This is a genomic window from Microbulbifer halophilus (assembly GCF_026183675.1).
In the GTDB taxonomy this organism is placed as follows: Bacteria; Pseudomonadota; Gammaproteobacteria; order Pseudomonadales; family Cellvibrionaceae; genus Microbulbifer; species Microbulbifer halophilus.
Genome location: NZ_JAPIVK010000014.1, coordinates 23,994 through 47,251, shown reverse-complemented (window position 1 = coordinate 47,251; position 23,258 = coordinate 23,994). Strand labels below are relative to the sequence as shown.

Below are 23,258 nucleotides of genomic sequence, written 5' to 3'. Positions count from 1 at the left end.
GCCAGTGCGTCAATTAAAGCCCAAAACCGGCCGCCTGGCCGACAAAACCCGACCGCAGTGGCGGCGCCAGCATCAGGCCCAGCAGCCCCGCCTGGCGCAGCCCCCGCGCCAGCGGGTTTGCCGAGGCGAACAGCGGCGGTATGCGGTCGCTGAAGCCAATGGTTAGCTGCTGATCCAGCCGCCGGCCGCGGCCGTACTCCTGTAACAAGTCTAGCTGCCGCGTTGAATTTGACGCCAAATCGACACCGGCGAGCGCCTGCGCCAGGCCGTAGCAGTCCCGCAGCGTCAGGTTGAAGCCCTGCCCCGCCACCGGGTGCAGGAAATGGGCGCAGTTGCCCACCAGTACCAGGTTGCGGCGCCACTGTTCCCGCGCCAGGGACAGGCTGAGCGGATAGCTCTGCAGGGCGCCGGCGCGGACCATGCGCCCGGCGCGCCAGCCGAAGGCGCGCTGCAGGCGCTGGAGAAAACGCGCTTCCGACAGTGCGGCCAGCTCCTCCGCTACCCCGGCGGCACAAGTCCACACCAGCGCCATACGGTGCAGGCCATCCCGTTTCGGCAGCGGCAGCAGCGCCATGGGGCCATCGTCGGTAAAACGCTCGTAGGCGCGGTTGCGGTGATCCCGCTCCAGACCGATGGTAGTGACCAGGGCCCGCTGCCGGTAATCAATTCGCTCCGTCTCTATCCCCAGTTGCCGGCACAGGGGCGAATCGACGCCGTCCGCAACCACCAGCAGCCGGGTCGATAGTGAGTGCTCACCACTGTCAGAATCGCTGCGCCAGGCCAGTTGCGCGCCGCTTTCCGACATCTGCACGGCGTCGACCTGCGCCGGTGCCAGCATCTGCACATTCGTCCGCGCCAGGGCGCCGTGCAGTACCGGCCCCAGGGCCGCGTTTTCGATCACCGCGCCCAGCATGCCGGCAAAACTGGCGCGCTCCTGCTCGTCCGCTGTCAGTGCCGCGCCCAGGGCGCGGCCGCGGTCGCTGACGTGGATATGTTCGATGGGCGCCGCGTAACCGCGCAACTGCGGCCAGAGGCCCAGTTCGTCGAAGATCTGCAGGCTGCCGGCGGCGACGGCGGTGGCGCGGGTGTCGAAACTGGGCAGCTGCACGCTGGCGCCGGCATCCGGCAGTGCCTGTCGTTCCAGCAGCGCCACGGACAGCCGCGGGCAGTAGTGCGCCAGCATCAGCGCCAGGCTGGCGCCGGCCATGCCGCCGCCGACAATCGCCAGGTCGACGCGTTTCGGTTCGCTCACCACAATTCCCCCTGCAACTGTGTCTCTTCAGTCCCCTGCCGCATGGTGTCCTCGATTTCGGCGATGGTCCTGGGCGCAGCCGCCGACAGTACCTGCGCGCCGTCTTTTGTCAGCGCCACATCGTCCTCGATACGGATACCGATACCGCGGAATTTTTCCGGCACCTTCCGGTCGTCGGCGGCGATATAGAGGCCCGGTTCCACCGTCATCGCCATGCCCGCTTCCAGTTGGCGCCATTGACCGTGTACCCGGTAGTCCCCCACATCGTGTACGTCCATCCCCAGCCAGTGGCCGGCGCGGTGCATATAGAAACGGCGGTAGGCACCGGACTCGATCAGGCCGTCGATCTCGCCGCGCAGCAGGCCCAGTTCCGCGAGCCCCTCGGTCATGGTGCGCACGCTGGCCATATGCGGCTGGTCCCAGTGATTGCCGATGCGTATTGCGTCGATGGCCGCCCGCTGCGCCGCCAGCACGATTTCGTAGAGGGCGCGCTGGGCGCCGCTGAAACGGCCGTTGACCGGGTAGGTACGGGTTACGTCGGCGGCGTAGCCGCGGTATTCGCAGCCCGCATCCACCAGCACCAGGTCGCCGTTTTTCAGCGCCGCGTCGTTGCTGCAATAGTGCATCACCAACGCGTTGCGGCCGCCGCCGACAATGCTCGGGTAGGCGGGTTGGCGCGCGCCGGCGGCGACAAAAGTGCGCAGCAATTCCGCTTCCAGCGTGTATTCGTAAACGCCGGGGCGGCAGGCGAGCATCGCGCGGCGGTGCGCCTCGGCGGTGATCCCGGCGGCGCGCCGCATCAGGCGCAGTTCCTGCGCACTTTTGTACAGGCGCAGGTCGTGCAGCTGGCGATCCAGGTCGACCATTTCCGGCGCACCGGCGCTGCCGGGGGCGCCGTCGAGCGCCTGCAGGTAGTGCTGCAGGCGCCGATCCAGTTGCGGGAAGCGGCCCATGGTGTAGTAGATGCGCTCGCGCCCTTCCAGCAGGCCCGGCAGGATATCGTCCAGGTCGCCGATCGGGAATGCGTCGCAGAGACCGCAGCGTTCCACGGCGCGCTCGGGGCCCAGGCGCGGGCCGTCCCACATTTCCTTTTCCGCGTCGCGCTCGCGACAGAACAGCAGCTCCTCGCCCTGGTCGCGGCCGGGCACCAGTACCAGCAGTGCCTCGGGCTCGTTGAAGCCGGTCAGGTAGAGGAAGTCGCTGTCCTGTCGAAACGGGAAGTAGGTATCCCGCGAGCGCAGCTGTTCCCGCGCAGCGGGTACTATCGCCAGGCTGTCCGGCGCCAGTCCGGCAATCAGGTGGGCGCGCCGGCGCGCGTACTCCGCTTTCGCGATGCCCGCCGCGGGGCCTTTCCTGCCGACAGCCATCAGTGCAGGGTGGGGCCGCTGTCGTCGGCGATGTTGCGATCGCCGCTGCACTCGGTAAAAATATTCATGACCGCCACGCGCACATATTCCTCCACCTGCAACAAGTGGTTTTCCGTCTCGTCGGACTCCTCGATTGTCCCCGCGTCCACCTGGGCGATGGTGCCGATATCCTCCAGCGCCTCGCGGCTGGTGGCCGGCATTTCGCCCTGGAAATCGCCGATACCGAAACCGAGCAGAAAACCCTGACACCAGTTGCCCAGGGTTGATGTCTTTGCCTCGAGGCCGGCGTCGCCGGGAAGCAGCAGCCGGAAATCAAACTGGCTGTCGCGCAGTTGCCGGAGGCTGTCGTCCGCGAGCTTCTGAAAATCGCGGTTGAGTTCCGCGGGTATCGCGTCCAGTTGCATCAGTTCGGCCAGCTCTTTTTCCCAGCGGTTTTTGTCCGGCCGCGCACCGGCGGCGACCACGCCGCAGGCAAAACCGTGCAGCTCGCTCGGGTCGGTGGTGCCGCCGGCGGCGAGAATGGCGTCGGCGAGGGAATCAAACTGGTTGGCTGGCGCTGTCATAAATACCGCTCGGTGTTTTCTATACTGTCTGTTTCAGGTGGGGAGGCGGCGCCGGGCCAATGACATCGGGAAATGGCCTGTGATCAGCATTTGAGCAGATTGCCGCATTCCGCAGCAGGCTGCCGCCGGGGGCATACGCCGCCACTGATCCGCGGGCAAAATTGTGATAGCCCGCGCGGGCGCGGCAATTGACCCTCCCATACGCCGGCAATATAGTAGCGGAATCCCTCGCAGTCTGTCGTGCTGCGAGCTTAAAGACAATGAACGGGCAACGCCGAAACGCAGGAATTATGGACAAGCTGCAAGCGTTAGAAAGCACAGTGGATTCGCTCATCGCCCGCTGCCAACAGCTGGCCGATGACAACCACGCGTTGCGTCAGCAGGAAGCCGACTGGCTGCGCGAGCGCCAGCGCCTGATAAAAAACAACGAGGCCGCCCGCTCCCGGGTCGAAGCCATGATCAACCGCCTCAAGGGGCTAGCGCAAGATACCTGATGGGTGACTCAGCACCGACTTCCGACACTGAAACCGTAACGGTCTCCATTCTCGACAAGGAGTACCGTGTCGCCTGTGCAGAGGACGAGCGCGCCGAGCTGCAGGCCTCCGCGCGCCTGCTGCACGAGCGTATGTCGCGTATCCGCTCCAGCGGTTCGGTGATCGGCCTGGAGCGCATCGCCGTGATGGCCGCGCTGAACATCGCCCACGAGCTGATAGAGGCCAAGGCGGAGCTCACCCGGGTGCCGCTGGAGCAGGAAATGCTCGACCGCTTACAGGACAAGGTCGAGGACGCGCTGGGCAAGATCGATACCGGGGATACTTGACAGTCCCGATTTCCCCCCGATTTCCGCAAAAGGTCCTTTAGCCTTTCACGACCATCAGCGTTATACTGAAATGGACCCTGAGGTGTTGGCCAGTTGACTATGTCCTCGAGCCGATAATCTCATTCAGGAGGTTTCCAGCGTATGCTGTTGAGCAAGTCCGCCGTGCAGCGGAAAGCCTGATGCATTCCGGAGACCGCCACCTTGAACTTCACGGTTCAAGGCTATGTCTGCAGCCGCACACTCGGGGTCCTTATCACTTTTCATCGACGCCCGCCGATCCATTCCCGATTCAACGATGAGTAAAAGCATCGCCCGATCCGAGAAGGCCGAGTTGCGCCGCCGCATGCGCACCGCGAGACGGCAACTGACGGTCTACCAGCAGCGCCGACACGGCCGCGCGGCCACAATCCAGTTGAGCCGCAGCCCGCTGCTGCAGCGCGCAAAGCATATCGGCATCTACTGGCCGATGGACGGGGAGCTGGATATCCGCTGGCTGATCGAGCGCTTCACCGACAAACATTTCTACCTGCCGGTACTGCCACATGCGCCGCGGCCGCAGCTTCGCTTCCGCCGCTGGCACGGCAGCCCGCTGACCTACCGCAACCGCTACCGCATTCCCGAACCGGTGCGCGGCGACAGCCTGTCGCCGCGGCGGCTGGATCTGGTGCTGGTGCCGCTGGTGGCCTTCGATCGCGACGGCGCGCGCCTGGGCATGGGCGCCGGCTTCTACGACCGCACCTTCGCCTTCAAGCGCCCGCTGCCGGGCTCCGGTCCCACACTGATCGGCGCCGCCCACCAGCTGCAGTGTGTGGCGCAGCTGCCCACGGACAGCTGGGATATTCCCCTGGGCGGGGTGGTGACCGAGGCGGGTTTCTACCGCTGCCGCCGGGCGTGACCTGGGCGCACGTTGGTCTGCGTGCTGCGAAGTCCAACAAACCGGGCCGCGGAGAGGCAACAGGGTATCGCGCCCCCTACCATCCGCCACGCCAGACGAAAAAAGGCCGGACGCTCGCGCGTCCGGCCTTTTTTGGTTGCAGCGGGCAGGGAGTCACGCTCAGCGCGTGACCACTCCTTTCTGCAGAGCCGCCGGCGGTTCCGGATCCGAGGCGAAAACCTCGGTCAGACCGGTGCTGCTCAGCAGTACGCCCGCGACAAAGACAACCACTGCGATTGTCAGTGCATCGGGTTTCATGGGGACCATCCTGTATTCGGCTGTTCTTGGTTTTGTGTGAGCCTTTATGCGTTTCACCTTGCGTTGGACTCACCTGAACGCAAAAGTTCAACGCTGATGAAGATACTGCAGAAGCGGTGAAATAGTAACCGTTAGTCGAGCATTTTTTGCGATTTTTGTCTCATTTTTGCACAAAAAATTCGACAGCGGCGGGGAGACGGACTACGCGGCGGCCCCGACACCCTGTCGGGACCACCTCTACCGCCTCAACTGGCGAGGAAAAAGCGGTAGGCGGGGTTGTCGCTCTCGTCCCAGAAGGGGTACTGGAGCTGTTCCAGCAGTGCCCGCAGCGCCTGCCGCTCCGCCGGCGCCACCTGCATACCCACCAGCACGCGACCGTAGGCGGCGCCGTGGTTGCGGTAGTGGAACAGGGTGATATTCCATCGCCCGGCCAGCCGCTCCAGGAACTTGCGCAGCGCGCCGGGGCGCTCGGGGAACTCGAAGCGGTAGACCACCTCGTCGGACAGTCCCGGCGCGCGCCCGCCCACCAGGTGGCGGATATGCAGCTTGGCCATCTCATTGTCGGTCAGGTCCGTGACCCGGTAGCCATCGGCGTCCAGCTTCTCCAGCAACTGCTGGCGATCGGCGTCCGCCGCCACCTGCATGCCGACGAAGATATGCGCCTCGCCGCCGTCGGCGTAACGGTAGTTGAACTCGGTGATGGCGCGATCGCCGAGACTGCGGCAGAAATCCAGGTAGCTGCCGGCGCGCTCGGGAATGGTCACCGCCAGCACCGCCTCGCGCTTCTCGCCGATCTCGGTGCGTTCGCTGATATAGCGCAGGCGGTCGAAATTGGTGTTGGCGCCGCTGCAGACGGTGGCCAGGGCGGCGTTGCGGTCGCCGCTTTCCTCGATGTACTTCTTCAGGCCCGCGAGTCCCACGGCGCCGGCGGGCTCGGCGATGGAGCGGGTATCCTCGAAGATATCCTTGATCGCCGCGCAGATCTCGTCGGTGCTCACGGTGATGACACCGTCCACCGTCTCGCGCAGTACCCGGTGGGTCTCCTCGCCGATCTGCGCCACGGCCACGCCGTCGGCAAACAGCCCCACCTGCGGCAGGCGCACCCGCTCGCCGGCCTCCAGCGCCGCCTTCAGGCAGGCGGCGTCCTCGGGCTCCACCGCGTAGACCCTGATTTCCGGGCGCACATACTTGATATAGGCGGCCATTCCCGCCGCCAGGCCACCGCCGCCCACCGGGATGAACACCGCATCCAGGTTGCCGGAGTGCTGGCGCAGCAGCTCCATGGCCACGGTGCCCTGGCCGGCGATCACATCCGGGTCGTCGTAGGGGTGCACGAAGGTCAGGCCCCGCTCCTCCACCAGCTCCCGGGCCTTGGCCGCGGCCTCGTCGAAGGCATCGCCGTGCAGTATCACCTCGGCGCCGCGCATGCGCACCGCGTTCACCTTGATCTGCGGGGTGGTCTTGGGCATCACGATGGTGGCGCGCACCCCCAATTGCGCCGCGCCCAGCGCCAGGCCCTGGGCGTGGTTGCCGGCGGAGGCGGCAATCACGCCGCGGGCGCGCTGCTCGGCGGGCAACTGCAACAGCTTGTTGTAGGCGCCGCGCACCTTGAAGGAGAAGACCGGCTGCAGGTCCTCGCGCTTGAGCAGGATGCGGTTGCTGAAGCGGTGCGACAACTGCCGCATCGGATCCAACGGCGTCTCGGTGGCGACATCGTAAATGCGCGCGTCTAGAATGCGCTTGATATAGGACTTGGGCATGGCGTCTTTCGGCAGAACAGATTCTCGGGGCGCGGCACGCTTCAGCATGGGTGCTCCGCGGCACCGCGCAGGAAGACCAGTCTAATCCTACGCCAGCATCTTTGCTACCAAAATGCCGGTTCTGCGATAAATATTCGCTCGACACCGGCAACCGAATACAAATAATTGCACAGGAAACGATTATTCCCATGAGCCAGGACGACCTGAAACGGGCCACCGCCCGCGCCGCCATCGACCACATCGCCCCCAAGCTGGAAGCGGATTCCATCATCGGTGTGGGCACCGGCTCCACCGCCAATTTCTTTATCGACTACCTGGCGGAGATCAAGGGCCGCTTCGACGGCACCGTGGCCAGTTCCGACGCCTCCGCCGAGCGACTGAAGTCCCACGGAATCCCGGTCTACGACCTGAACAGCGTCGACGGCATCCAGGTCTATGTGGACGGCGCCGACGAGGCCAACCCGGCGCTGGAGCTGATCAAGGGCGGCGGCGCCGCGCTGACCCGCGAGAAGATCGTCGCCGCCTGCGCGGATGAATTCCTCTGCATTGCCGACGAGAGCAAGTGGGTGTCGGTGCTGGGCCATTTCCCGCTGCCGGTGGAGGTGATCCCGATGGCGCGCTCGCTGGTGGCGCGGGAGCTGGTCAAGCTGGGCGGCGACCCGATCTACCGCCAGGGCGTGACCACCGACAACGGCAATGTCATTCTCGATGTGTACGGTCTTCAGATCACCGAGCCGGAAGCGCTTGAGGCGGCGATCAACAACCTCACCGGCGTGGTCACCAACGGCATCTTCGCCCGGCGCCCGGCGGATATCCTGTTGCTCGGTACCGCTTCGGGTGTCAAGACGTTTACCGCCGAATAGTCGGGAGTTTCCATGTCGGAGAAAAACAACAAACGCCGTTTTACCACCCTGCTGCCGCTGCTGTTCGCCGCACTGGGCGCCGGTTGCGCCGTCAGCCCGCCCAAAAACCCGGACGATATCTGCTCCATCTTCCGCGAGAAGGACGACTGGTACGGCGAGGCCAAGGACGCCGAGGAGAAATGGGGATCCCCCATCCCCACCATGATGGCCATACTGCACCAGGAATCCCGCTTCGTGCAGGACGCGCGCCCGCCGCGCACCAAGATACTGTGGATCTTTCCCGGCCCGCGGCCATCGGACGCCTACGGCTACTCCCAGGCACTGGGCAGCACCTGGCGCGGTTACCAGCGCGACGCCTCCAACTACGGCGCCGACCGCGACGATTTCGGCGACGCCATCGATTTCGTCGGCTGGTACAACCACACCAGCGCGCGCCAGTGCAGCATCGAATCGAATGATACCTACCACCTCTATCTCGCCTACCACGAGGGACAGGGGGGCTTTAACCGGCGCACCTTCAGGAACAAGGCCTGGCTGAAGAAGGTGTCACACAAGGTCTCCGCCCGCGCACAGAGCTACCGGCGCCAGTTGAACGGCTGCGAAAGCACACTGAAACGGCGCAACAAGTTTCTCGGTATCTTCTGACCCCGCTCTGGCTCGAGCCATCGACAGGCAATCGTAACCCCAGCACTGAGAGGCGGCCCGGAACCCGCGGGAAACCTTCAGGGCGCAGAAGAAAACGGCTCAACTGGCGGCTATTTGCGCAACAGCGCACAGAAACTGACTACGCTGAGCGGACAACTCTGAACTTTTGCCCGGCGAAGGTTTCAGGTTGGCTGCGCCTCCGCGCTTCCCTGAGCCGGCGTCGCAGAGCCCCAAAATGACGCTGGGCGCTCCCGCTGCAGCAAAAGCGTCCTCCGACACCATCGAGGTTGCACAATGAAGATATCAGCAGTCATTCTCACCGCACTCTCCCTTCTGCTGGCTCTGCCGCTGGCCCAGGCCCAGGAGGGCGCCGCACCGGCTACTGCACAGCAGGTCTCCTTCAGCCAGCCGCAGCTGGAAAAATTTGCCGATGCCTACCGCCAGATCGTGGTCCTGAGCAAGGAATATGCCCCCAAACTGAAAGCCGCCGCGGACATCGAGGAAGCGGAGGCCCTGAACAAGGAAGCCCAGGGCAAAATGCTCGAGGCGATCCAGGGCTCCGGGCTGACAAAAGACGAGTACCAACAGATCGCCACCGGCCTGAAATCCGATCCGTCGCTGGTGGAAAAGGTCAACAAGATACTGCAGCAGAAAGCGGGTTCGGAGTAGCTCCGGACCGCCTATCCGACCGGGAAGCCGCTCGCTTCGGCGGCACCCGGCGACAAAGCCATCGCCCGCGGGGCAGTTTCCGCCTCCTTATTCCGGCACTTTCACTCCCAGCACCTGGCAGATTTCCGCCAGGTGCGCCGCTATCCAGTCCCGATCGAAGGAGCCCCAGTCCTGCAGCTGGTAATAGCCGTCGTTGTTGCGCACTCCCTCCTGCACAAACTCCACCCGGGTACCGTGGCCCGGCAGGCCCTTGGCGATGAGATCCTGCACCGTGCGCCGCGGCCAGCCGGTGGCCTCCTCCAGCGCCGGGTTGTTGGGCTTCTCGAGCCGCTCGATCAGGTAGGCGATCAGCATGCGGCGACAGATGGTGGGATTCAGGACAGATTCCGGTTGCGGGGACATGGTACTCATCCGTTGTTGCGGGCCCCTGTTTTACCACAGCCCCGACCGCGGATCGACTGAACGGTCGGCCCCGAATCCGCTGCAAACCCATTCCTTCCAGCCGGCAAACCTGACTTTCCTCATCGCTTTGCGCATAATCCCGGTTCGATACAGTGAGGGCTGCAACAGTGGAAAGCGACAATCTGGAAACCGAGGCTCCCAAATTCCGCGATATAGAACCGGGCATCCTGGCCGCCGCCATCCGGGCGCAACTGGCCGGGGCCGAGGCCGCGGGGCTCGACTGCCACCAGCTGCTGCTGGACAGCGATATAGACCCGCGAAAACTGGACGCACCGGACCACCGCATTCCGCGCGAACAGGTCGCCGACCTGCTGCGGCGCGAGTGGGATCTTCTCGGCGACGAGTCCGGCGGTTACCTGGCCCGCCCCTGGCTGCCCGGCACCTTCGCGATGATGGGCCACGCCTGCATAAGCTGTCCCAACCTGCGCCGCGCGCTGTTTCGCTCCGGCCGCTTCGTGACCATGGTCAGCGACGACCTGCACATCAAACTGGTGGAGGACGGCGAAGAGGCCCGCCTGATCTTCCACCACAGCAACGAAAAGGGACTGCCGAACCAGGTGTTCGTGGAATCCCTGGCACTGATCTGGCTGCGCTTTTTCAGTTGGCTGATCGACCGCACCATCCTGCTCGAGCGGGTACACCTCGCTTTTCCGCCGTCGGCATACAACGAGGACTACAGCGATATGTTCCCCTGCCGGCACTACTTCCACCAGCGCGAAACCTGCCTGGTTTTCAGCACCCGCTACCTGCAGCTACCGCTGGTGCGCGACGAACAGCAACTGTCAGAATTCCTGGCCCGCGCTCCCGAGTGCCTGCTGGCCCAGTACAAGTCCGACCACAGCTTTACCGGCCGCATCCGCCGCATGCTGCAGCAACAGAACGGCATCGAGAACCTGTCCCTGGACGATGTCGCCGAGCGGCTGTACATATCGCCGCAGACACTGCGCCGGCGCCTGAAGGAAGAGGGCAACAGCTGGCAGGACATCAAGGACTCGGTGCGCCGGGATATGGCGGTCTACCAGCTCAAGAAGCAGGAAACCGCAGTGGCGGAGATCGCCGAGCGCCTCGGCTTTTCCGAACCCAGCGCGTTCAACCGCGCATTCAAGAAGTGGACGGGGCTGGCACCGGGGGCCTATCGGGAGAAGTATCGGGGTTAGTGTCTAGTGTGCCGTACGGGAAGTTCGCAAACAGTTCGCTGCGCCAAAGCGCCCAGCTCTGCGTTGAGAAAGCTTGAAATAACGCTGCTAGTCCAGCGCTTTCTCGCCTTGATCTGAGCGCTTTGGCTGTGCTCCTTTGTTCGCGAACTTCCCGCACAGCACACTAGGCTGGAGCGAACTCCGCGAAGCCCAACTTGCGCCAGCCCGTCAAGCACAGGGGCGCCCCTGCAAAAATCCCCGCGGCTGCGGGGATTTTTTGTTTCGGTAACAGGCTTATTCGAAATTCACCACCCGCACACTGATGCGGCGGTTTTTCTCGCGGCCTTCCTCGGTACTGTCATCCGCAACCTGCTTGGCGGACCCCATACCGGTTGCGGTGATGCGGCTGCCGTCGATCCCCTTGTTCACCAGCATCTGGCGCACGACATTGGCGCGCTCCTGGGACAGCTGCTGGTTGCGCGCCTCGTCGCCCTCGCCGGACGTGTGCCCCTCGACAGCGACAGTCAGGCCCTCGTTTTCCTGCAGGATTGTCGCCAGCGCTTCCACATCCGGCGTTGAGGCACCGGTGACCTCGGCGCTGCCTTTGTCGAATTCGATCGTCAGCGGGAATTCCCTGTTCGGATCCCGCGAGGCGCTGTCGATATATTCCCGAAAGCTGGTGGAGAAGTCGGCGGTGTCACCCATGGTGCCGTCCGGCGTCTCGGTCATGGTGGTCTCTTCCTCGAGAATCACTTGGCCGGGCTGGTCCTCCACCTCGTCTTTCTTCGCGCACATATTCAGTGCGTAGAGCGCGGCGAGCGCAATCAACAGCGGCCAGAACCACTTACCGAAACTGCCGCGTTTCTTTTCCCGCTTGTGCTGTACCGCCTCCGGGCGCGCCTCTTGTGGCTCTTCGTGGCCGTGGGTTTCCAGGCCCTCGCCCAGCTTTCCGAAATCGGAAACGCCGAGCTGCTTCAGCAGGCCGTCGGGGAGATGGCCTTTAATATGGGATTTCTGCCCCAGGAGCAGTGATCCCAGGCCGGAAATATCCAGCCCCTTGCTCTTTACCAGTTTGCCCAGCAGCGACATCACCACCGGCGCGGCCACTTTCAGCAGGCTGCCGCCGGTGCCGCCACTGAGCCCCAGCGAACCGGACAGCGTACTGCCCACATCGCCCGACTTGTCACCGAAGATGGTCTCCAGCATATTGCCGCCGCTCTTCTGCAGGCTGCTCATCTGCTCCTGATCCTCGAACACATCGGCGATATTGGAAAAGTCGAGCCCGCTGCTGCCCGTTACCATATTGAACAGGGAGGCCATGCCGGTCTTACTGTTGCCCTTGTGCAGCATCCCGGCCAGTACGGTGGATAGCCCGGTGTTTACCGCGGATTCTCCCTTGCCTTCGGGCAGCCCGAGCGCACTGCCCAGTGCGCCTATGCCTGAAGACCCCAGCTGGCGCACGGCCATGTCCAGTAAATCATCCGCCATGGTAAAACCTCATCGTTTAAAACCACTAAACGCCTCTCCTGAGTGTATGGCACCTGTTCCATCGGATTAGTTTGATTCCGAATAACCGATGGTCCCGATCCATCCCTGTCTTTATGGTCATTTATTTTTTCGGCAGCCTGTGTCCTCAGGCGCCAGCTTCCCCGGCGTCACCCCCGCTGATGCCTTTGATCATTGCGCACCCGCTCGGCGGAACTATGGTTATAGCCATACCGCGCCCACTGCGGCAGCGACAATCGATAATAATGACAAGACAGCAACAGCGAGGCTTCCCCTATGGCCAGCGATGCCTATATCTACGACGCCATCCGCACACCCCGCGGCAAAGGCAAACCCGGCGGCGCCCTCTTTGAGGTGAAACCCATCACCCTGCTCGCCGACCTGCTGCGCGAGCTAGAGCGTCGCACCGACCTGGATACGCGACAGATAGACGATGTGGTCATGGGTTGCGTCACCCCCATCGGCGACCAGGGCGCGGATATCGCCAAGACGGCCTCACTGGTGGCCGGCTGGGACTGGGATATGGGCGGCGTCACCCTGAACCGCTTCTGCGCCTCCGGTGCCGAATCGGTCAACCTGGCCGCGGCCAAGGTGCGTTCCGGCTGGGAACAGCTGGTGGTGGCCGGCGGGGTGGAATCCATGTCGCGGGTGCCCATGGGATCGGACGGCGGCGCCTGGGCCGCGGACCCGCGCACCGCGCTGGATATCGATTTCGCTCCCCAGGGGATCGGCGCCGATCTGATCGCCACCCTGGGCGGTTTCTCCCGAGACGACGTCGATGCCTTCGCCGTCGAGTCCCAGCGCAAAGCCACCGCCGCCTGGCAGCGACAAGCGTTTTCCAGATCCGTTGTTCCGGTGCGGGACCGCAACGGCCTGCTGATCCTGGACCGCGACCAGCTGGTGCGCCCGGATACCTCCATGGAAGGGCTCGGGCAGTTGAAACCCTCCTTCACCGCGCCCGGAGAATTCGGTTTCGACGATGTGGTCAAGGAGCGCTATCCGCAGGTGGAACACATCGACCATGTGCACACCGCCGGCAACTCCTCCGGTATCGTCGACGGTGCCGCGGCGCTGCTGGTGGGCAGCGAACAGGCCGGCCGCAACCTGGGCCTGGAGCCGCGCGCCCGCATCGTCTCCGCCGCGGTGGTGGGCACGGATCCGACCATCATGCTCACCGGCCCGGCACCGGCGACGAGAAAGGCGCTGAAAGTCGCCGGCCTGTCGGCACAGGATATCGACCTGTTCGAAGTCAACGAAGCCTTTGCCGCAGTAGTCATGCGTTTCCAGCGCGAACTGGATATCGACCCGCAGAAAATCAACGTCAACGGCGGCGCCATCGCCATGGGCCACCCGCTCGGCGCCACCGGCGCCATGCTGATCGGCACGCTGCTGGACGAGCTGGAAGCACAGCAGAAGCGCTACGGGCTGGTAACACTTTGTGTCGGCGGCGGCATGGGCGTGGCAACCATTATCGAACGGGTCTGAGGGGAGAGCGCAACAATGAAATCCATTCGCCTGGAAAAAGACAGCGACAATATCGTCCACCTGATCCTGGACAATCCCAACGCCTCCGCCAACGTGATGGACGGCGACTTCACCGACTCCCTGCACGAGGCGGTGCAGCAACTGCAGAAGGACGACTACGCCGGCATTATCCTGCGCTCCGCCAAGAGCACCTTTTTCGCCGGCGGCGACCTGAACGGCCTCTACGCCGCGAAGCGCGAAGAGGCGCAGACCTTTTTTGAAAACTGCGAAGCGCTGAAAGCCGACCTGCGCTGGCTGGAGACCCAGGGCAAACCGGTGGTGGCCGCGATCAACGGCGCCGCCCTCGGCGGCGGCTGGGAACTGGCGCTCGCCTGCCACCACCGGATCGCCATCGACAGCCGCAAGGTCAAGATCGGCCTGCCGGAAGTCACCCTGGGCCTGTTGCCCGGCGGCGGTGGCTGCGTACGTATGCCGCGACTGCTGGGTATGCAGGACTCGCTGCCCTACCTGATGGAAGGAAAACAGGTGGATCCACAGCGGGCCCTGGACGCGGGACTGGTGCATCGGATTGCCGCCGACGCGGACGAGTTGCTGGAACAGGCCCGCGGCTTCGTGCTCGACAACAGCAATGAGCCGATGCAGCAGCCCTGGGACAAACCCGACTACCGCATGCCCGGCGGCGATGCCAAAAGCCTGAAAAACGCGCAACTGCTGGTGGTGGCACCGGCGATGCTGACGAAAAAGACCCACGGCTGCATGCCGGCACCGGAGGCGATACTGTCCACGGTGGTCGAGGGCTCGCAGGTGGACTTCGATACCGCCACGCGGATCGAATCCCGCTACTTTGTCGAACTGACCTGCGGCCAGGTGGCGAAAAACATGATCGGCACTTTCTGGTTCGGACTGAACGCGATCAAGGCCGGCGCCTCATTACCGGAAAAAGCCCGCCATATCGAAACGGCACCGATCGAAAAAGTCGGCATTCTCGGCGCCGGCATGATGGGCGCCGGGATCGCCTATGCCTGTGCCGGCAAGGGTGTGGAAGTGGTGCTGAAGGACGTTTCCCTCGACGCCGCGGAACAGGGCAAGGCCTACGCCGTGCGCGCACTGGAAAAACGCCTGGAGCGCGGTCGTATCGACGAGGCGGGCATGCAGGCAGTCCTGTCCCGCATCCAGACCACCGTCGATCCCGCCGACCTGAAGGGCTGCGAGCTGGTGATCGAGGCGGTGTTCGAAAACCGCAACCTGAAAGCGGAAGTCACCCGCGAGGCGGAGGCGCAGCTCGACGACAATGCGGTCTTCGCCTCCAACACCTCCACCCTGCCGATCACCGGCCTGGCCCGCGCCGCCGAGCGGCCGCAGAACTTTATCGGCCTGCATTTCTTCTCTCCCGCGGACAAGATGCCGCTGGTGGAAATCATCTGCGGCGAACAGACCGGCGACGAAACCCTGGCCCGCGCCTTCGCCTTTGTGCTGCAGATCGGCAAGACGCCAATCGTCGTCAACGACAGCCGCGGCTTTTTCACCTCGCGGGTATTCGGCTGCTACACCAACGAGGGCATCGCCATGCTCGGCGAAGGCGTAAACCCGGCCACCATTGAGAACGCCGCCTCCCTGGCGGGCTTCCCGGTGGGGCCGCTGGCGGTCAGCGACGAAGTCTCACTGACACTGATGGGCAAGATCCGCCAGCAGACAGTGGAAGACCTTCAGGCCGAAGGCAGGAAACCGACCACCCACCCGGCGGACCCGGTAGTGGACCATATGCTGGAACTGGGCCGCGCCGGCAAGGCCGCCGGCGGCGGTTTCTATACTTATCCCGAAAAAGGCAAGAAACATCTGTGGCAGGGGCTGGCGAAGGAGTATCCGCTGGCCGAAAACCAGCCGCCGCTGGAAGACGTCAAGGAGCGGCTGCTGTTCGCCATGGCCGTGGAGACCCTGCGCTGCCATGACGAAGGTGTTCTGCGCAACGTGCGCGACGCCAATATCGGCTCCATTTTCGGTATCGGCTTCCCGTCCTGGACCGGCGGCGCCCTGCAATACATCAACCAGTATGGCCCGGCGGAATTCCAGCGCCGCGCGCAGCAACTGGCAGATGCCTACGGCGAGCGCTTCGCGCCACCCGCGTCGATACAGCAACTGACCGATGAGTAACTGTAATTTTTCGTCATTCCGGCGAAGAGCCTGTGCCGGCATGACGAGTATCGAAATAAAAAACGGAGAACAACCATGATCCCGAGAACCGTCTACAACGAAGAGCACGAACAGTTTCGCGATACGGTACGCAAATTCCTCGAAAACGAGGCCGCCCCCCACCACGCCCAGTGGGAAAAGGACGGCCAGGTGGACCGCGCCCTGTGGAACAAGGCCGGCGAAATGGGCTTCCTGTGCCCGCAGGTGCCGGAAGCCTACGGCGGCCTGGAACTGGACTTTGGCTACAACGCGATTGTCGACGAGGAGATCGCCCGCGCCGGCCTCACCGGCATCGGCTGGGGCCTGCACTCGGATATCGCCGTGCCCTATATCGTCAACTACGGCACCGAGGAGCAGAAACAGAAATACCTGCCCAAATGCATCAGCGGCGAAATCGTCACCGCCATCGCCATGACCGAACCCGGCGCCGGCTCGGACCTGCAGGGCGTGCGCACCACCGCGATCAAAAAGGGCGACCACTACATTCTGAACGGCTCCAAGACCTTTATCACCAACGGCCAGCACGCCGACCTGGTAGTGGTGGTGGCCAAGACCAATCCGGAAGAGGGCGCCTCCGGCGTCAGCCTGCTACTGGTGGAAGCAGACAGCGCCGGGTTCAAGAAGGGCACCAACCTGGAAAAAATCGGCATGAAGGCCCAAGACACCTCGGAACTGTTCTTCGACGACGTCGAGGTGCCAGCGGAAAACCTGCTCGGCGGCGAGGGCCAGGGCTTTGTCTACCTGATGCAGGAACTGCCACAGGAACGCCTCAGCGTGGCCGTCAACGCTATCGCCAACGCCGAGGCCGCGCTGGGCTGGACCATCGACTACGTGCGCGAGCGCAAGGCCTTCGGCAGACCCATCGCCGCCTTCCAGAATACCCAGTTCAAACTGGCGGAACTGGACAGCGAACTGACCACCATGCGCGTCTTCGTCGACCGCTGCCTGGAACTGCACTACGATAAAGAACTCGACGTCAGCACCGCCGCCAAGGCCAAGTACCTGACCACCGATTTCCAGTGCAAACTGCTGGATGAATGCGTGCAACTCCACGGCGGCTTCGGCTACATGTGGGAATACCCCATCGCCCGCGCCTGGGCCGACGCCAGAGTCCAGCGCATCTACGCCGGCACCAACGAAATCATGAAACTGATTATTTCGCGGGAACTACTCAAGGAGTAGCCCCGGAAAGCAAAAACATAGCTCCCCTCTCCCACCGGGACAAATTTGACGGGATCAAATTTGGACGCCGAAGGCGCCCGCGAAGCGGGCGAGCGCCATGGATGGCGCGAGTCAGTGGGGCCGGGGGAGAGGGCACTGCCGGCGCCCCATCAGTCGCCGGCCGGCTCCTACCGCTGTTATCGTCGTTCCGGCGCAGGCCGGAATCCAGAGAACGATGCCGCCACACCGGATACCGGTACCGGATCTACTCCGCCGGCATAGCGAACCGCAAAACTCTATGAATCACTCACCATAGAAAACTTATGAATAATAAAAACGGCCCCCTGAAAGACCTAAAAATCCTCGACTTCTCCACCCTCCTCCCGGGCCCCTACGCCACCATGCTCCTGGCCGACATGGGCGCCGAGATCCTGCGTATAGAGTCCCCCACCCGCCCGGACATGCTCCGCGGCCTGCCGCCAATGGTGGGAACCGAAAACCCGGTCTCCGCCGCCCACGCCACCATCAACCGCAACAAACAATCCCTGGCCCTGAACCTGAAAGACCCCAAGGCCGGAGAAATCATCCGCCGCCTGCTGGCGGAATACGACGTGGTGCTGGAGCAGTTCCGCCCCGGCGTGATGGACAAACTCGGCCTCGATTACAAAACCCTGAAACAAACCCGCCCGGACCTGATCTACTGCTCCATCACCGGCTACGGCCAGACGGGCCCGTTCAAGGACCGCGCCGGCCACGATATCAACTACCTGGCGCTCGCCGGCCTCGCCAGCTACTCCGGCCGCACCGACAGTGGCCCCAACCTCAGCGGCACCCAGATCGCCGATATCGCCGGCGGTTCCCATCACGCCGCCATGGGCATCCTCGCCGCCGCTTACCAGCGCCAACAAACCGGCGAGGGCAGCCATATCGATATCAGCATGACCGACTGCGCCTTCGCCCTGAACGCCATCAGCGGCGCCAACGCCCTGGCCGGCGCCGGCGACCCTCAACTGGAGGACGAACTGCTGAACGGTGGCAGCTACTACGACTACTACCGCACCGCCGACGGCCGCTACCTGTCCGTGGGCAGCCTGGAGCCGCAGTTCGCGCAGCAGTTTTTCGAGACCCTCGGCCATCCGGAGTGGGTACAGCGAGTTCTGCAAGCGGAAGAACAGCAATCCCTGAAGCGCGATATCGCCAACGCCATTGCCACAGAAACGCTGGACGAATGGACCCGCCGCTTCGCCAACTGTGATGCATGCGTGGAGCCTGTGCTGAACTTCAGCGAGGCCTCGGAGAGTGCGCTGATGCGGGAGCGGCAGATGTTGTGCGAAGCCAGGGGAACGGACGGCGAACCGATCCGCCAGATCAGTTCGCCGCTGCAGTTCGATGGTCACAAACCCGATGTGCCCGATCCCGGTGCCGCGCTGGGCAGGAATTCCCGGAAAATACTGCGCAACCTGGGCTATTCGAATACCGAGGTCGAGGAACTCCAGCGCCGCGGCGGCACCTGCTGGCCGAACGAATAGTCAGGCAGAGGACGCATTGCGACCTCGGCCACCTTCGGCTAAGCTCCCCACCGTTCAACACACCACCCCGCACAGGACCCCCTACGCCGATGAAGTAAGCCTGCACCACACCGGAAACCGACTGGCTCCAGCACCGGAGCTGTGCAATTCCTGTGGCAGGCGGCGCAAGGCAGTTCCGAACTCCCCATCCGTATCCCGACCTCCGTGCCGCCCGCTCCGAACCCCGGAGGGGCTTATGACAAGCATCTGCACCATCAGCCAGATTTCCCTGACGCTGGACGACAAGCCGATTCTCGACAACCTCAGCGCCAACCTGCCCGCGGGCATCAGCGGCCTGGTGGCCCCCAACGGGCGCGGCAAGTCCGTGCTGCTGAAACTGCTGGCCGGGCACTGGCCGCCGGACAGCGGCGGTATCGACTGGCACCGCCCCCACTACCGGCTGGATCAGCTGGCGCGCCTGCGCGGCCCGCGGGTGGTGGACTGCCTGGATGCCGATGGCCTGTTCGACCGTTTCCGGCGTATCGAACAGGGGCGCGGCGACGAGGCCGACCTGGCCGCCGTGGCGGACCACTGGCACCTGCCCGCACTCTGGCAACAGCAACTGGATACCGCCGGCCTGGATTGCCCGCTGGAGTCACCCGTCTCGACACTGAGCGGCGGCCAGCGCACCCGGCTGGCGCTGACCGCCGCCTTTATGCAGCGAGATTGCTATCTGCTGCTGGACGAACCCAGCAACCACCTGGACCGGCAGGGCCGCGCCTGGCTGCGGGAGCAATTGCAACAGCACCCGGCCGGCGCGCTGGTGGCCAGCCACGATCGCGAACTCCTGGAATGCGCCCACAACCTGTTCGAACTGGGGGAGAAGGGCCTGCGACAATACGGCGGCAACTACAGCTTCTACCGCCGCGTGCGCGATGCGGAAATCGCCGGCGCCGAACAGCGCGTGGAAAATGCCCGCCAGGAAATACAACAGAGCGAACGCCAGCGGCAGAAAGCCCTGCAGCGCGCCGCACAGCGACAGCGCCACGGCAGGAGCCAGCGCGGCTCGCAGAGCAAACTACTGCTGGATGCCCGCAAAGACCGCGCCGGCCAAAGCCTGGGCAGGGTCAAACAGCAGTTTGCCCAACGCAGCGACCAGTTGCAGCAAAAACTGGGCGAGGAGAAAAGCGCACTGACGCAACAACGCATGCAGCAACTATCGGTAACCCGCAGCGGCCTGCGCGGCGGTCCGCGCCTGCATCTGGAAAACCTGCGCCTGCCCTACGGCCGGCAGCAGCCGATCTCACTGACCCTGCACAGCGGCGCCCGCTGGCAACTCACTGGCGCCAACGGCAGCGGCAAATCCACACTGCTGAAAGTTATCAGCGGCGCACTGCAACCCGCCGCCGGCCACTGTCACCGCCACGGCAGCTGCCTGTACCTGAACCAGGAATTCAGCCTGCTGGACGGCGACAGTTCCGCGCTGGACAACCTGCGCCGGCTGCACCCGGACAGGGACAGCACCTACTGGCGCACCGCCCTCGGCAGCCTCAACCTGCGCGGCGACCTGGCCCTGCGCCCGCTCAACACCCTGAGCGGCGGCGAGCGCCTAAAAGTGGCGCTGCTGGCCACCACCCGCGGCAGTCGCGCCCCGGACCTGTTACTGCTGGACGAACCAGATAACCACCTGGACCTGGATTCCCGTCGGCTGCTAGAAACGGCGCTGCGGGACTATCCCGGCAGTTTCCTGCTGGTGTGCCACGATCCGGTGTTTGTGGAGGCGGTTGGGATCAATGGGGAGTTGGCGTTGTAGTAGCCGTTGGCCGCGGAACCGTCGATGCGCGCTCTCACTCACCGAGCCCACATGCGTCGTCAGCAACACCGCCACCACCAGGTTGGAGCGGTCGATATGGAACGGCACACTAAGCCGGCTCTACAATAACGCCCCAAGTATGTGATTGCTCACATATTCAATCACTATCTATTACGAGACTCCGTCACCGACATCACAGCACTGCCCACCACACAATTGCCCGTGTTATAAATAGCGATTAAGAACAATGTGACGTCCATCACACTACGTGGCTGCCGCAATTTAGACACAAGCGACATAGGAGAGTAGGCCCAAGGGGAAGTCTCTTGGCAAGAAATCCGTAGAGCTTTGATCTTTCCAAGGTTACAGAGGCAAGTGATGTGGCGACACGAACACTCACAAACCGCAACCGCTCTGCATATCACCACACCTTGCAGCGAGAATGACTGTGTTCGGCCCGGCATTCCAGCCGTGGCGACTGTGATCTTTACCAGAGCGCCAATTCGCTGAGAAAATTTATAAATCAAGCGGTTACCAAGAATCTATGGATTCAGGGATATCAGTCGTGACGACTATTTTCGACAACTGGAACGATCATCTAATATTGGCTAAGCGCTCAGCGGCACGGGCCCTCTGGGTCATTCTGCCATGAAATCAATCAGAAAATATCAGACGGCAGGATATCAATCGTAACAACCACGATATAAATCGTGATATGCCTGCGTAGAGAAAATTATGTTTTTAAAATTAGCCTCTCAAGTTTCACCGCTATCCATGTTTATAAAATTCGCGTTCTTTAGCAGAAGTGTTTCTGCAGCAAAGGCTATTGCTTGGTTTTCGTTCTATATTGCTACGGGCCCTGTTTTCTACTACATCCTCCAAGGAGTTGCTGACAGCAGAAGAAAGGTTGTGTTTGGTATCGAAGGTAAGGAAATTGGTCCGTATGCTGGAATCCAAGTCCCAAGTAAAGTAGTAATACTCATTTTGTCAGGAGTTGCTGTTTGCTGGTCGCTTGCAGCTGCGGTTGACATGAATATTTAACCATACAAGGCCATGCTGGTGGATAACTTCCACAACGCGCTTCGCGCTAAAAAACGCTCCAGCTGCCCCAGATGGCAACGTTCAAGTTGTAGAAAACTCTTAAAAACCAGTAGAATTTGGTCATCAAAGGGAGGGGGGATGCCAAACTTTAGAAAATACAGCTCCAACCCGGTACTTTCGAGTTCACACTCCACCGCCTGATCGACGGCCATATCGATCTCTTCCCTTTCTGCGGCCAGTACAGCAACGATCAGGGTCGCAGAGCCACATACGATTCAGCGATTTACCTAAAGATCCTAAGGATACACCGGAAATTCGCGTGACCACGCCCTACTACAACCCCGAAAACAACAAGACCGAGCGCGAACCCGACTACACCTCTACAAAACCGACGACCTCTCGAACGAGGAGTCCCTGGCGCACAAGCGGGAGCTCGAGCCCTACCTGAACCGGATTGCCACGGCGGACTGATTTGCGGAGGCTTCGGGACCGTAGCGGCAGCCCCGAAAGCGTTCAGGCCGGCTGTGAAATCGACATGCACACCCAAACCAGCCCGGTTGCCACCCACCCTCCAAAGCTGCTAGATTCAGATTCCTGTCCCCCGCAGCAACCTCAACTCCTTCTGATCAATTTTTTTTGATCATAGAAGCACTGATACTGATAGGGACAGCGATCGAATTATGGATATCGGACTGGAAAGGGAACCCCATGTGCTCTGTCAATGGCAGCCGACTGTTTGTTCGCGGTGATAGCTCTCCACTTATTGAAGAAATACTACCTGATGTAGCGAAAACCAACATCACACCCGCATCCCACATGAACTATGGCGGGGGAGCGTATTACAGTAACTCGGGATACCTGAGTCTTTTTGAGTATATACCAGGCGATGACACGCTCATTTACCGAAGTGACGCTTATAGAAAAACCACCACAGCAGCGAGAGCCCTACTGGAAATGAATCCGGGTTATATCCACTTTATTTTCATTCCCCCTACTGTTAACCAGATCAATATTGACGAGTCCAATGTCCGGTCAATTCCAAATGTGGGCAGAACACCCACGCTATTGAATACAGAAGCGTGCAGGCCGCCAGCGAGAATCACTGAGGATGGCGATGTAATAGAGTATGCCACGCGCTACATCAGCGAGTATCTGTACCTGGGGAGTTGGGCCAAAGGTATCAAAGTGATTACCGAGCGGTACGGAATGTCGGGGCTTCTACCCATGTTAACCATGGGCAAAGATATGGACTCCATCGGCAACTATTGTAATGAAAAATACCCCTGCCCACCAGGCGGTCCCGACGATTCTCCCGGCCCTGGTGGATCAAGTGTATGTGTATAGGACCTCTAATCAGTGAGCCTATTTTCATTCCTGGCCACCGATAAATACCCCGGATACCGCTCCCGAATCTCCCGTACATAGTTCACTGGTTCGCGGCCACATAGCTGAAGCACGCCCGGTGGTGATATTGCGGCTGGGTCAACATCAACATCGCGATTTCGTAACTATTCAGCACTAATCGACAGAGATTTTGACCTTTCTAACAAAAAGCAGGGCCTCGCAATTGAACAGCAGTGTCAGAATCTCACCGGGTTTTAACTGATTCTTCTGACAAGTCAGCAGGTAGGAGCAAATAAGGCAAAAGGCTTTGGATCCCTCTTCGGAGCGGAAACAGCCGGAGATCTACAGCTAAACCTTGGTCATGCGGAGATCCCCTTAACCCTGGTTATTCGGTACCTTGGGGACGGACCGGACAACTACCTGGACCTGGATTCCCTCCAGCTGCTGGAAAGCGCACTGTGGGACTATCCCGACAGCTTCC

22 protein-coding genes, 1 other RNA gene and 1 pseudogene are annotated in these 23,258 nt (G+C 62.3%); 16 read left to right on the top strand and 8 right to left on the bottom strand.

Translation table 11 applies throughout. The features are described 5' to 3' along the window. Nucleotides 1–13 precede the first annotated feature (13 nt). The 3 genes from ubiH to OQE62_RS09190 are packed head-to-tail and all read right to left on the bottom strand — an operon-like array spanning nt 14 to nt 3,182. Nucleotides 14–1,252, bottom strand: a complete 1,239-nt coding sequence (gene ubiH, locus OQE62_RS09200; protein ID WP_265721729.1) for a 2-octaprenyl-6-methoxyphenyl hydroxylase — start codon at nt 1,250–1,252, stop codon at nt 14–16. Then, nucleotides 1,249–2,619 carry a Xaa-Pro aminopeptidase gene (gene pepP / locus OQE62_RS09195; protein WP_265721728.1) on the bottom strand — a complete coding sequence of 457 codons (1,371 nt, stop codon included), beginning with the start codon at nt 2,617–2,619 and terminating at the stop codon, nt 1,249–1,251. The genes ubiH and pepP overlap by 4 nt, the downstream gene beginning before the upstream one ends. Further along, nucleotides 2,619–3,182: a UPF0149 family protein gene (locus OQE62_RS09190; RefSeq protein WP_265721727.1), complete on the bottom strand. Its 564-nt coding sequence runs from the start codon at nt 3,180–3,182 to the stop codon at nt 2,619–2,621. The genes pepP and OQE62_RS09190 overlap by 1 nt, the downstream gene beginning before the upstream one ends. Nucleotides 3,183–3,472: 290 nt before the next feature. On the opposite strand from OQE62_RS09190, the gene OQE62_RS09185 reads away from it, so the two are divergent. The 4 genes from OQE62_RS09185 (at nt 3,473) to OQE62_RS09170 (ending at nt 4,897) form a co-directional block, all read left to right on the top strand. Further along, nucleotides 3,473–3,676 (top strand): TIGR02449 family protein, encoded by a 204-nt coding sequence (locus OQE62_RS09185; protein ID WP_265721726.1) that lies wholly within the window; start codon nt 3,473–3,475, stop codon nt 3,674–3,676. After that, nucleotides 3,676–4,002, top strand: a complete 327-nt coding sequence (locus OQE62_RS09180) for a cell division protein ZapA (protein WP_265721725.1) — start codon at nt 3,676–3,678, stop codon at nt 4,000–4,002. The genes OQE62_RS09185 and OQE62_RS09180 overlap by 1 nt, the downstream gene beginning before the upstream one ends. Nucleotides 4,003–4,073: 71 nt before the next feature. Next, nucleotides 4,074–4,254, top strand: a non-coding RNA gene (gene ssrS / locus OQE62_RS09175) — 6S RNA. A gap of 43 nt (nt 4,255–4,297) precedes the next feature. Further along, nucleotides 4,298–4,897, top strand: coding sequence for a 5-formyltetrahydrofolate cyclo-ligase (locus tag OQE62_RS09170; RefSeq protein WP_265721724.1), 600 nt, complete (start codon nt 4,298–4,300; stop codon nt 4,895–4,897). 159 nt (nt 4,898–5,056) lie between these two features. Here OQE62_RS09170 and OQE62_RS09165 read toward each other — a convergent pair whose 3' ends face one another. Together OQE62_RS09165 and ilvA are read right to left on the bottom strand one after the other, a co-directional pair. Further along, complete coding sequence (locus OQE62_RS09165) at nt 5,057–5,194, bottom strand: hypothetical protein (protein WP_265721723.1); 138 nt, start codon at nt 5,192–5,194, stop codon at nt 5,057–5,059. A 245-nt stretch (nt 5,195–5,439) separates the two neighbouring features. Next, nucleotides 5,440–7,002 carry a threonine ammonia-lyase, biosynthetic gene (gene ilvA / locus OQE62_RS09160; RefSeq protein WP_265721722.1) on the bottom strand — a complete coding sequence of 521 codons (1,563 nt, stop codon included), beginning with the start codon at nt 7,000–7,002 and terminating at the stop codon, nt 5,440–5,442. A gap of 140 nt (nt 7,003–7,142) precedes the next feature. Between ilvA and rpiA the strand changes: the two genes are divergently transcribed. The 3 genes from rpiA (at nt 7,143) to OQE62_RS09145 (ending at nt 9,131) form a co-directional block, all read left to right on the top strand. After that, nucleotides 7,143–7,817 (top strand): ribose-5-phosphate isomerase RpiA, encoded by a 675-nt coding sequence (rpiA, locus tag OQE62_RS09155; RefSeq protein ID WP_265721721.1) that lies wholly within the window; start codon nt 7,143–7,145, stop codon nt 7,815–7,817. A gap of 12 nt (nt 7,818–7,829) precedes the next feature. Next, entirely contained in the window at nt 7,830–8,462 is a 633-nt protein-coding gene (locus tag OQE62_RS09150) for a transglycosylase SLT domain-containing protein (protein WP_265721720.1), read from the top strand. A gap of 294 nt (nt 8,463–8,756) precedes the next feature. After that, nucleotides 8,757–9,131 carry a DUF4168 domain-containing protein gene (locus OQE62_RS09145; RefSeq protein ID WP_265721719.1) on the top strand — a complete coding sequence of 125 codons (375 nt, stop codon included), beginning with the start codon at nt 8,757–8,759 and terminating at the stop codon, nt 9,129–9,131. Between the two features lie 87 nt (nt 9,132–9,218). On the opposite strand, the gene OQE62_RS09140 is transcribed toward OQE62_RS09145, so the two are convergent. Beyond that, entirely contained in the window at nt 9,219–9,533 is a 315-nt protein-coding gene (locus tag OQE62_RS09140; protein ID WP_265721718.1) for a helix-turn-helix domain-containing protein, read from the bottom strand. A 167-nt stretch (nt 9,534–9,700) separates the two neighbouring features. Here OQE62_RS09140 and OQE62_RS09135 point away from each other — a divergent pair, with 167 nt between their 5' ends. Then, a complete protein-coding gene (locus OQE62_RS09135) occupies nt 9,701–10,750 on the top strand; it encodes an AraC family transcriptional regulator (protein WP_265721717.1) in 1,050 nt (349 codons plus the stop codon). Between the two features lie 273 nt (nt 10,751–11,023). Here OQE62_RS09135 and OQE62_RS09130 read toward each other — a convergent pair whose 3' ends face one another. Next, on the bottom strand, nt 11,024–12,217 hold the full coding sequence (locus OQE62_RS09130; RefSeq protein WP_265721716.1) for an OmpA family protein: 1,194 nt from the start codon (nt 12,215–12,217) through the stop codon (nt 11,024–11,026). Nucleotides 12,218–12,511: 294 nt separating this feature from the next. Here OQE62_RS09130 and OQE62_RS09125 point away from each other — a divergent pair, with 294 nt between their 5' ends. The 6 genes from OQE62_RS09125 to OQE62_RS09100 all read left to right on the top strand — a co-directional run bounded on the left by OQE62_RS09125 (nt 12,512) and on the right by OQE62_RS09100 (nt 21,433). After that, on the top strand, nt 12,512–13,720 hold the full coding sequence (locus OQE62_RS09125; RefSeq protein ID WP_265721715.1) for an acetyl-CoA C-acetyltransferase: 1,209 nt from the start codon (nt 12,512–12,514) through the stop codon (nt 13,718–13,720). 15 nt (nt 13,721–13,735) lie between these two features. Further along, nucleotides 13,736–15,871 (top strand): 3-hydroxyacyl-CoA dehydrogenase NAD-binding domain-containing protein, encoded by a 2,136-nt coding sequence (locus tag OQE62_RS09120; RefSeq protein ID WP_265721714.1) that lies wholly within the window; start codon nt 13,736–13,738, stop codon nt 15,869–15,871. Between the two features lie 75 nt (nt 15,872–15,946). After that, nucleotides 15,947–17,092: an acyl-CoA dehydrogenase family protein gene (locus OQE62_RS09115; protein WP_265721713.1), complete on the top strand. Its 1,146-nt coding sequence runs from the start codon at nt 15,947–15,949 to the stop codon at nt 17,090–17,092. A 302-nt stretch (nt 17,093–17,394) separates the two neighbouring features. After that, nucleotides 17,395–18,600 carry a CaiB/BaiF CoA transferase family protein gene (locus tag OQE62_RS09110; RefSeq protein WP_265721712.1) on the top strand — a complete coding sequence of 402 codons (1,206 nt, stop codon included), beginning with the start codon at nt 17,395–17,397 and terminating at the stop codon, nt 18,598–18,600. A 235-nt stretch (nt 18,601–18,835) separates the two neighbouring features. After that, on the top strand, nt 18,836–20,392 hold the full coding sequence (locus OQE62_RS09105) for an ATP-binding cassette domain-containing protein (RefSeq protein WP_265721711.1): 1,557 nt from the start codon (nt 18,836–18,838) through the stop codon (nt 20,390–20,392). 735 nt (nt 20,393–21,127) lie between these two features. Continuing rightward, nucleotides 21,128–21,433, top strand: coding sequence for a hypothetical protein (locus tag OQE62_RS09100; RefSeq protein ID WP_265721710.1), 306 nt, complete (start codon nt 21,128–21,130; stop codon nt 21,431–21,433). On the opposite strand, the gene OQE62_RS09095 is transcribed toward OQE62_RS09100, so the two are convergent. Next, on the bottom strand, nt 21,430–21,645 hold the full coding sequence (locus OQE62_RS09095) for a hypothetical protein (RefSeq protein WP_265721709.1): 216 nt from the start codon (nt 21,643–21,645) through the stop codon (nt 21,430–21,432). The genes OQE62_RS09100 and OQE62_RS09095 overlap by 4 nt on opposite strands. Here OQE62_RS09095 and OQE62_RS19555 point away from each other — a divergent pair. Next, nucleotides 21,592–21,732: pseudogene (locus tag OQE62_RS19555) on the top strand (transposase); the annotation flags it as partial. The gene OQE62_RS09095 and the pseudogene OQE62_RS19555 sit on opposite strands and share 54 nt — an antisense overlap. A gap of 409 nt (nt 21,733–22,141) precedes the next feature. Next, entirely contained in the window at nt 22,142–22,777 is a 636-nt protein-coding gene (locus tag OQE62_RS09090) for a hypothetical protein (protein ID WP_265721708.1), read from the top strand. Nucleotides 22,778–23,258 lie beyond the last annotated feature (481 nt).

Bases quoted from the DNA above. Each gene is read 5' to 3' on its own strand.
- pepP (WP_265721728.1), bottom strand. From the start codon at position 2,619: ATGGCTGTCGGCAGGAAAGGCCCCGCGGCGGGCATCGCGAAAGCGGAG.
- OQE62_RS09190 (WP_265721727.1), bottom strand. From the start codon at position 3,182: ATGACAGCGCCAGCCAACCAGTTTGATTCCCTCGCCGACGCCATTCTC.
- OQE62_RS09185 (WP_265721726.1), top strand. From the start codon at position 3,473: ATGGACAAGCTGCAAGCGTTAGAAAGCACAGTGGATTCGCTCATCGCC.
- OQE62_RS09180 (WP_265721725.1), top strand. From the start codon at position 3,676: ATGGGTGACTCAGCACCGACTTCCGACACTGAAACCGTAACGGTCTCC.
- OQE62_RS09170 (WP_265721724.1), top strand. From the start codon at position 4,298: ATGAGTAAAAGCATCGCCCGATCCGAGAAGGCCGAGTTGCGCCGCCGC.
- OQE62_RS09165 (WP_265721723.1), bottom strand. From the start codon at position 5,194: ATGAAACCCGATGCACTGACAATCGCAGTGGTTGTCTTTGTCGCGGGC.
- ilvA (WP_265721722.1), bottom strand. From the start codon at position 7,002: ATGCTGAAGCGTGCCGCGCCCCGAGAATCTGTTCTGCCGAAAGACGCC.
- rpiA (WP_265721721.1), top strand. From the start codon at position 7,143: ATGAGCCAGGACGACCTGAAACGGGCCACCGCCCGCGCCGCCATCGAC.
- OQE62_RS09150 (WP_265721720.1), top strand. From the start codon at position 7,830: ATGTCGGAGAAAAACAACAAACGCCGTTTTACCACCCTGCTGCCGCTG.
- OQE62_RS09145 (WP_265721719.1), top strand. From the start codon at position 8,757: ATGAAGATATCAGCAGTCATTCTCACCGCACTCTCCCTTCTGCTGGCT.
- OQE62_RS09140 (WP_265721718.1), bottom strand. From the start codon at position 9,533: ATGTCCCCGCAACCGGAATCTGTCCTGAATCCCACCATCTGTCGCCGC.
- OQE62_RS09130 (WP_265721716.1), bottom strand. From the start codon at position 12,217: ATGGCGGATGATTTACTGGACATGGCCGTGCGCCAGCTGGGGTCTTCA.
- OQE62_RS09125 (WP_265721715.1), top strand. From the start codon at position 12,512: ATGGCCAGCGATGCCTATATCTACGACGCCATCCGCACACCCCGCGGC.
- OQE62_RS09120 (WP_265721714.1), top strand. From the start codon at position 13,736: ATGAAATCCATTCGCCTGGAAAAAGACAGCGACAATATCGTCCACCTG.
- OQE62_RS09115 (WP_265721713.1), top strand. From the start codon at position 15,947: ATGATCCCGAGAACCGTCTACAACGAAGAGCACGAACAGTTTCGCGAT.
- OQE62_RS09110 (WP_265721712.1), top strand. From the start codon at position 17,395: ATGAATAATAAAAACGGCCCCCTGAAAGACCTAAAAATCCTCGACTTC.
- OQE62_RS09105 (WP_265721711.1), top strand. From the start codon at position 18,836: ATGACAAGCATCTGCACCATCAGCCAGATTTCCCTGACGCTGGACGAC.
- OQE62_RS09100 (WP_265721710.1), top strand. From the start codon at position 21,128: ATGTTTTTAAAATTAGCCTCTCAAGTTTCACCGCTATCCATGTTTATA.
- OQE62_RS09095 (WP_265721709.1), bottom strand. From the start codon at position 21,645: ATGGCCGTCGATCAGGCGGTGGAGTGTGAACTCGAAAGTACCGGGTTG.
- OQE62_RS09090 (WP_265721708.1), top strand. From the start codon at position 22,142: ATGTGCTCTGTCAATGGCAGCCGACTGTTTGTTCGCGGTGATAGCTCT.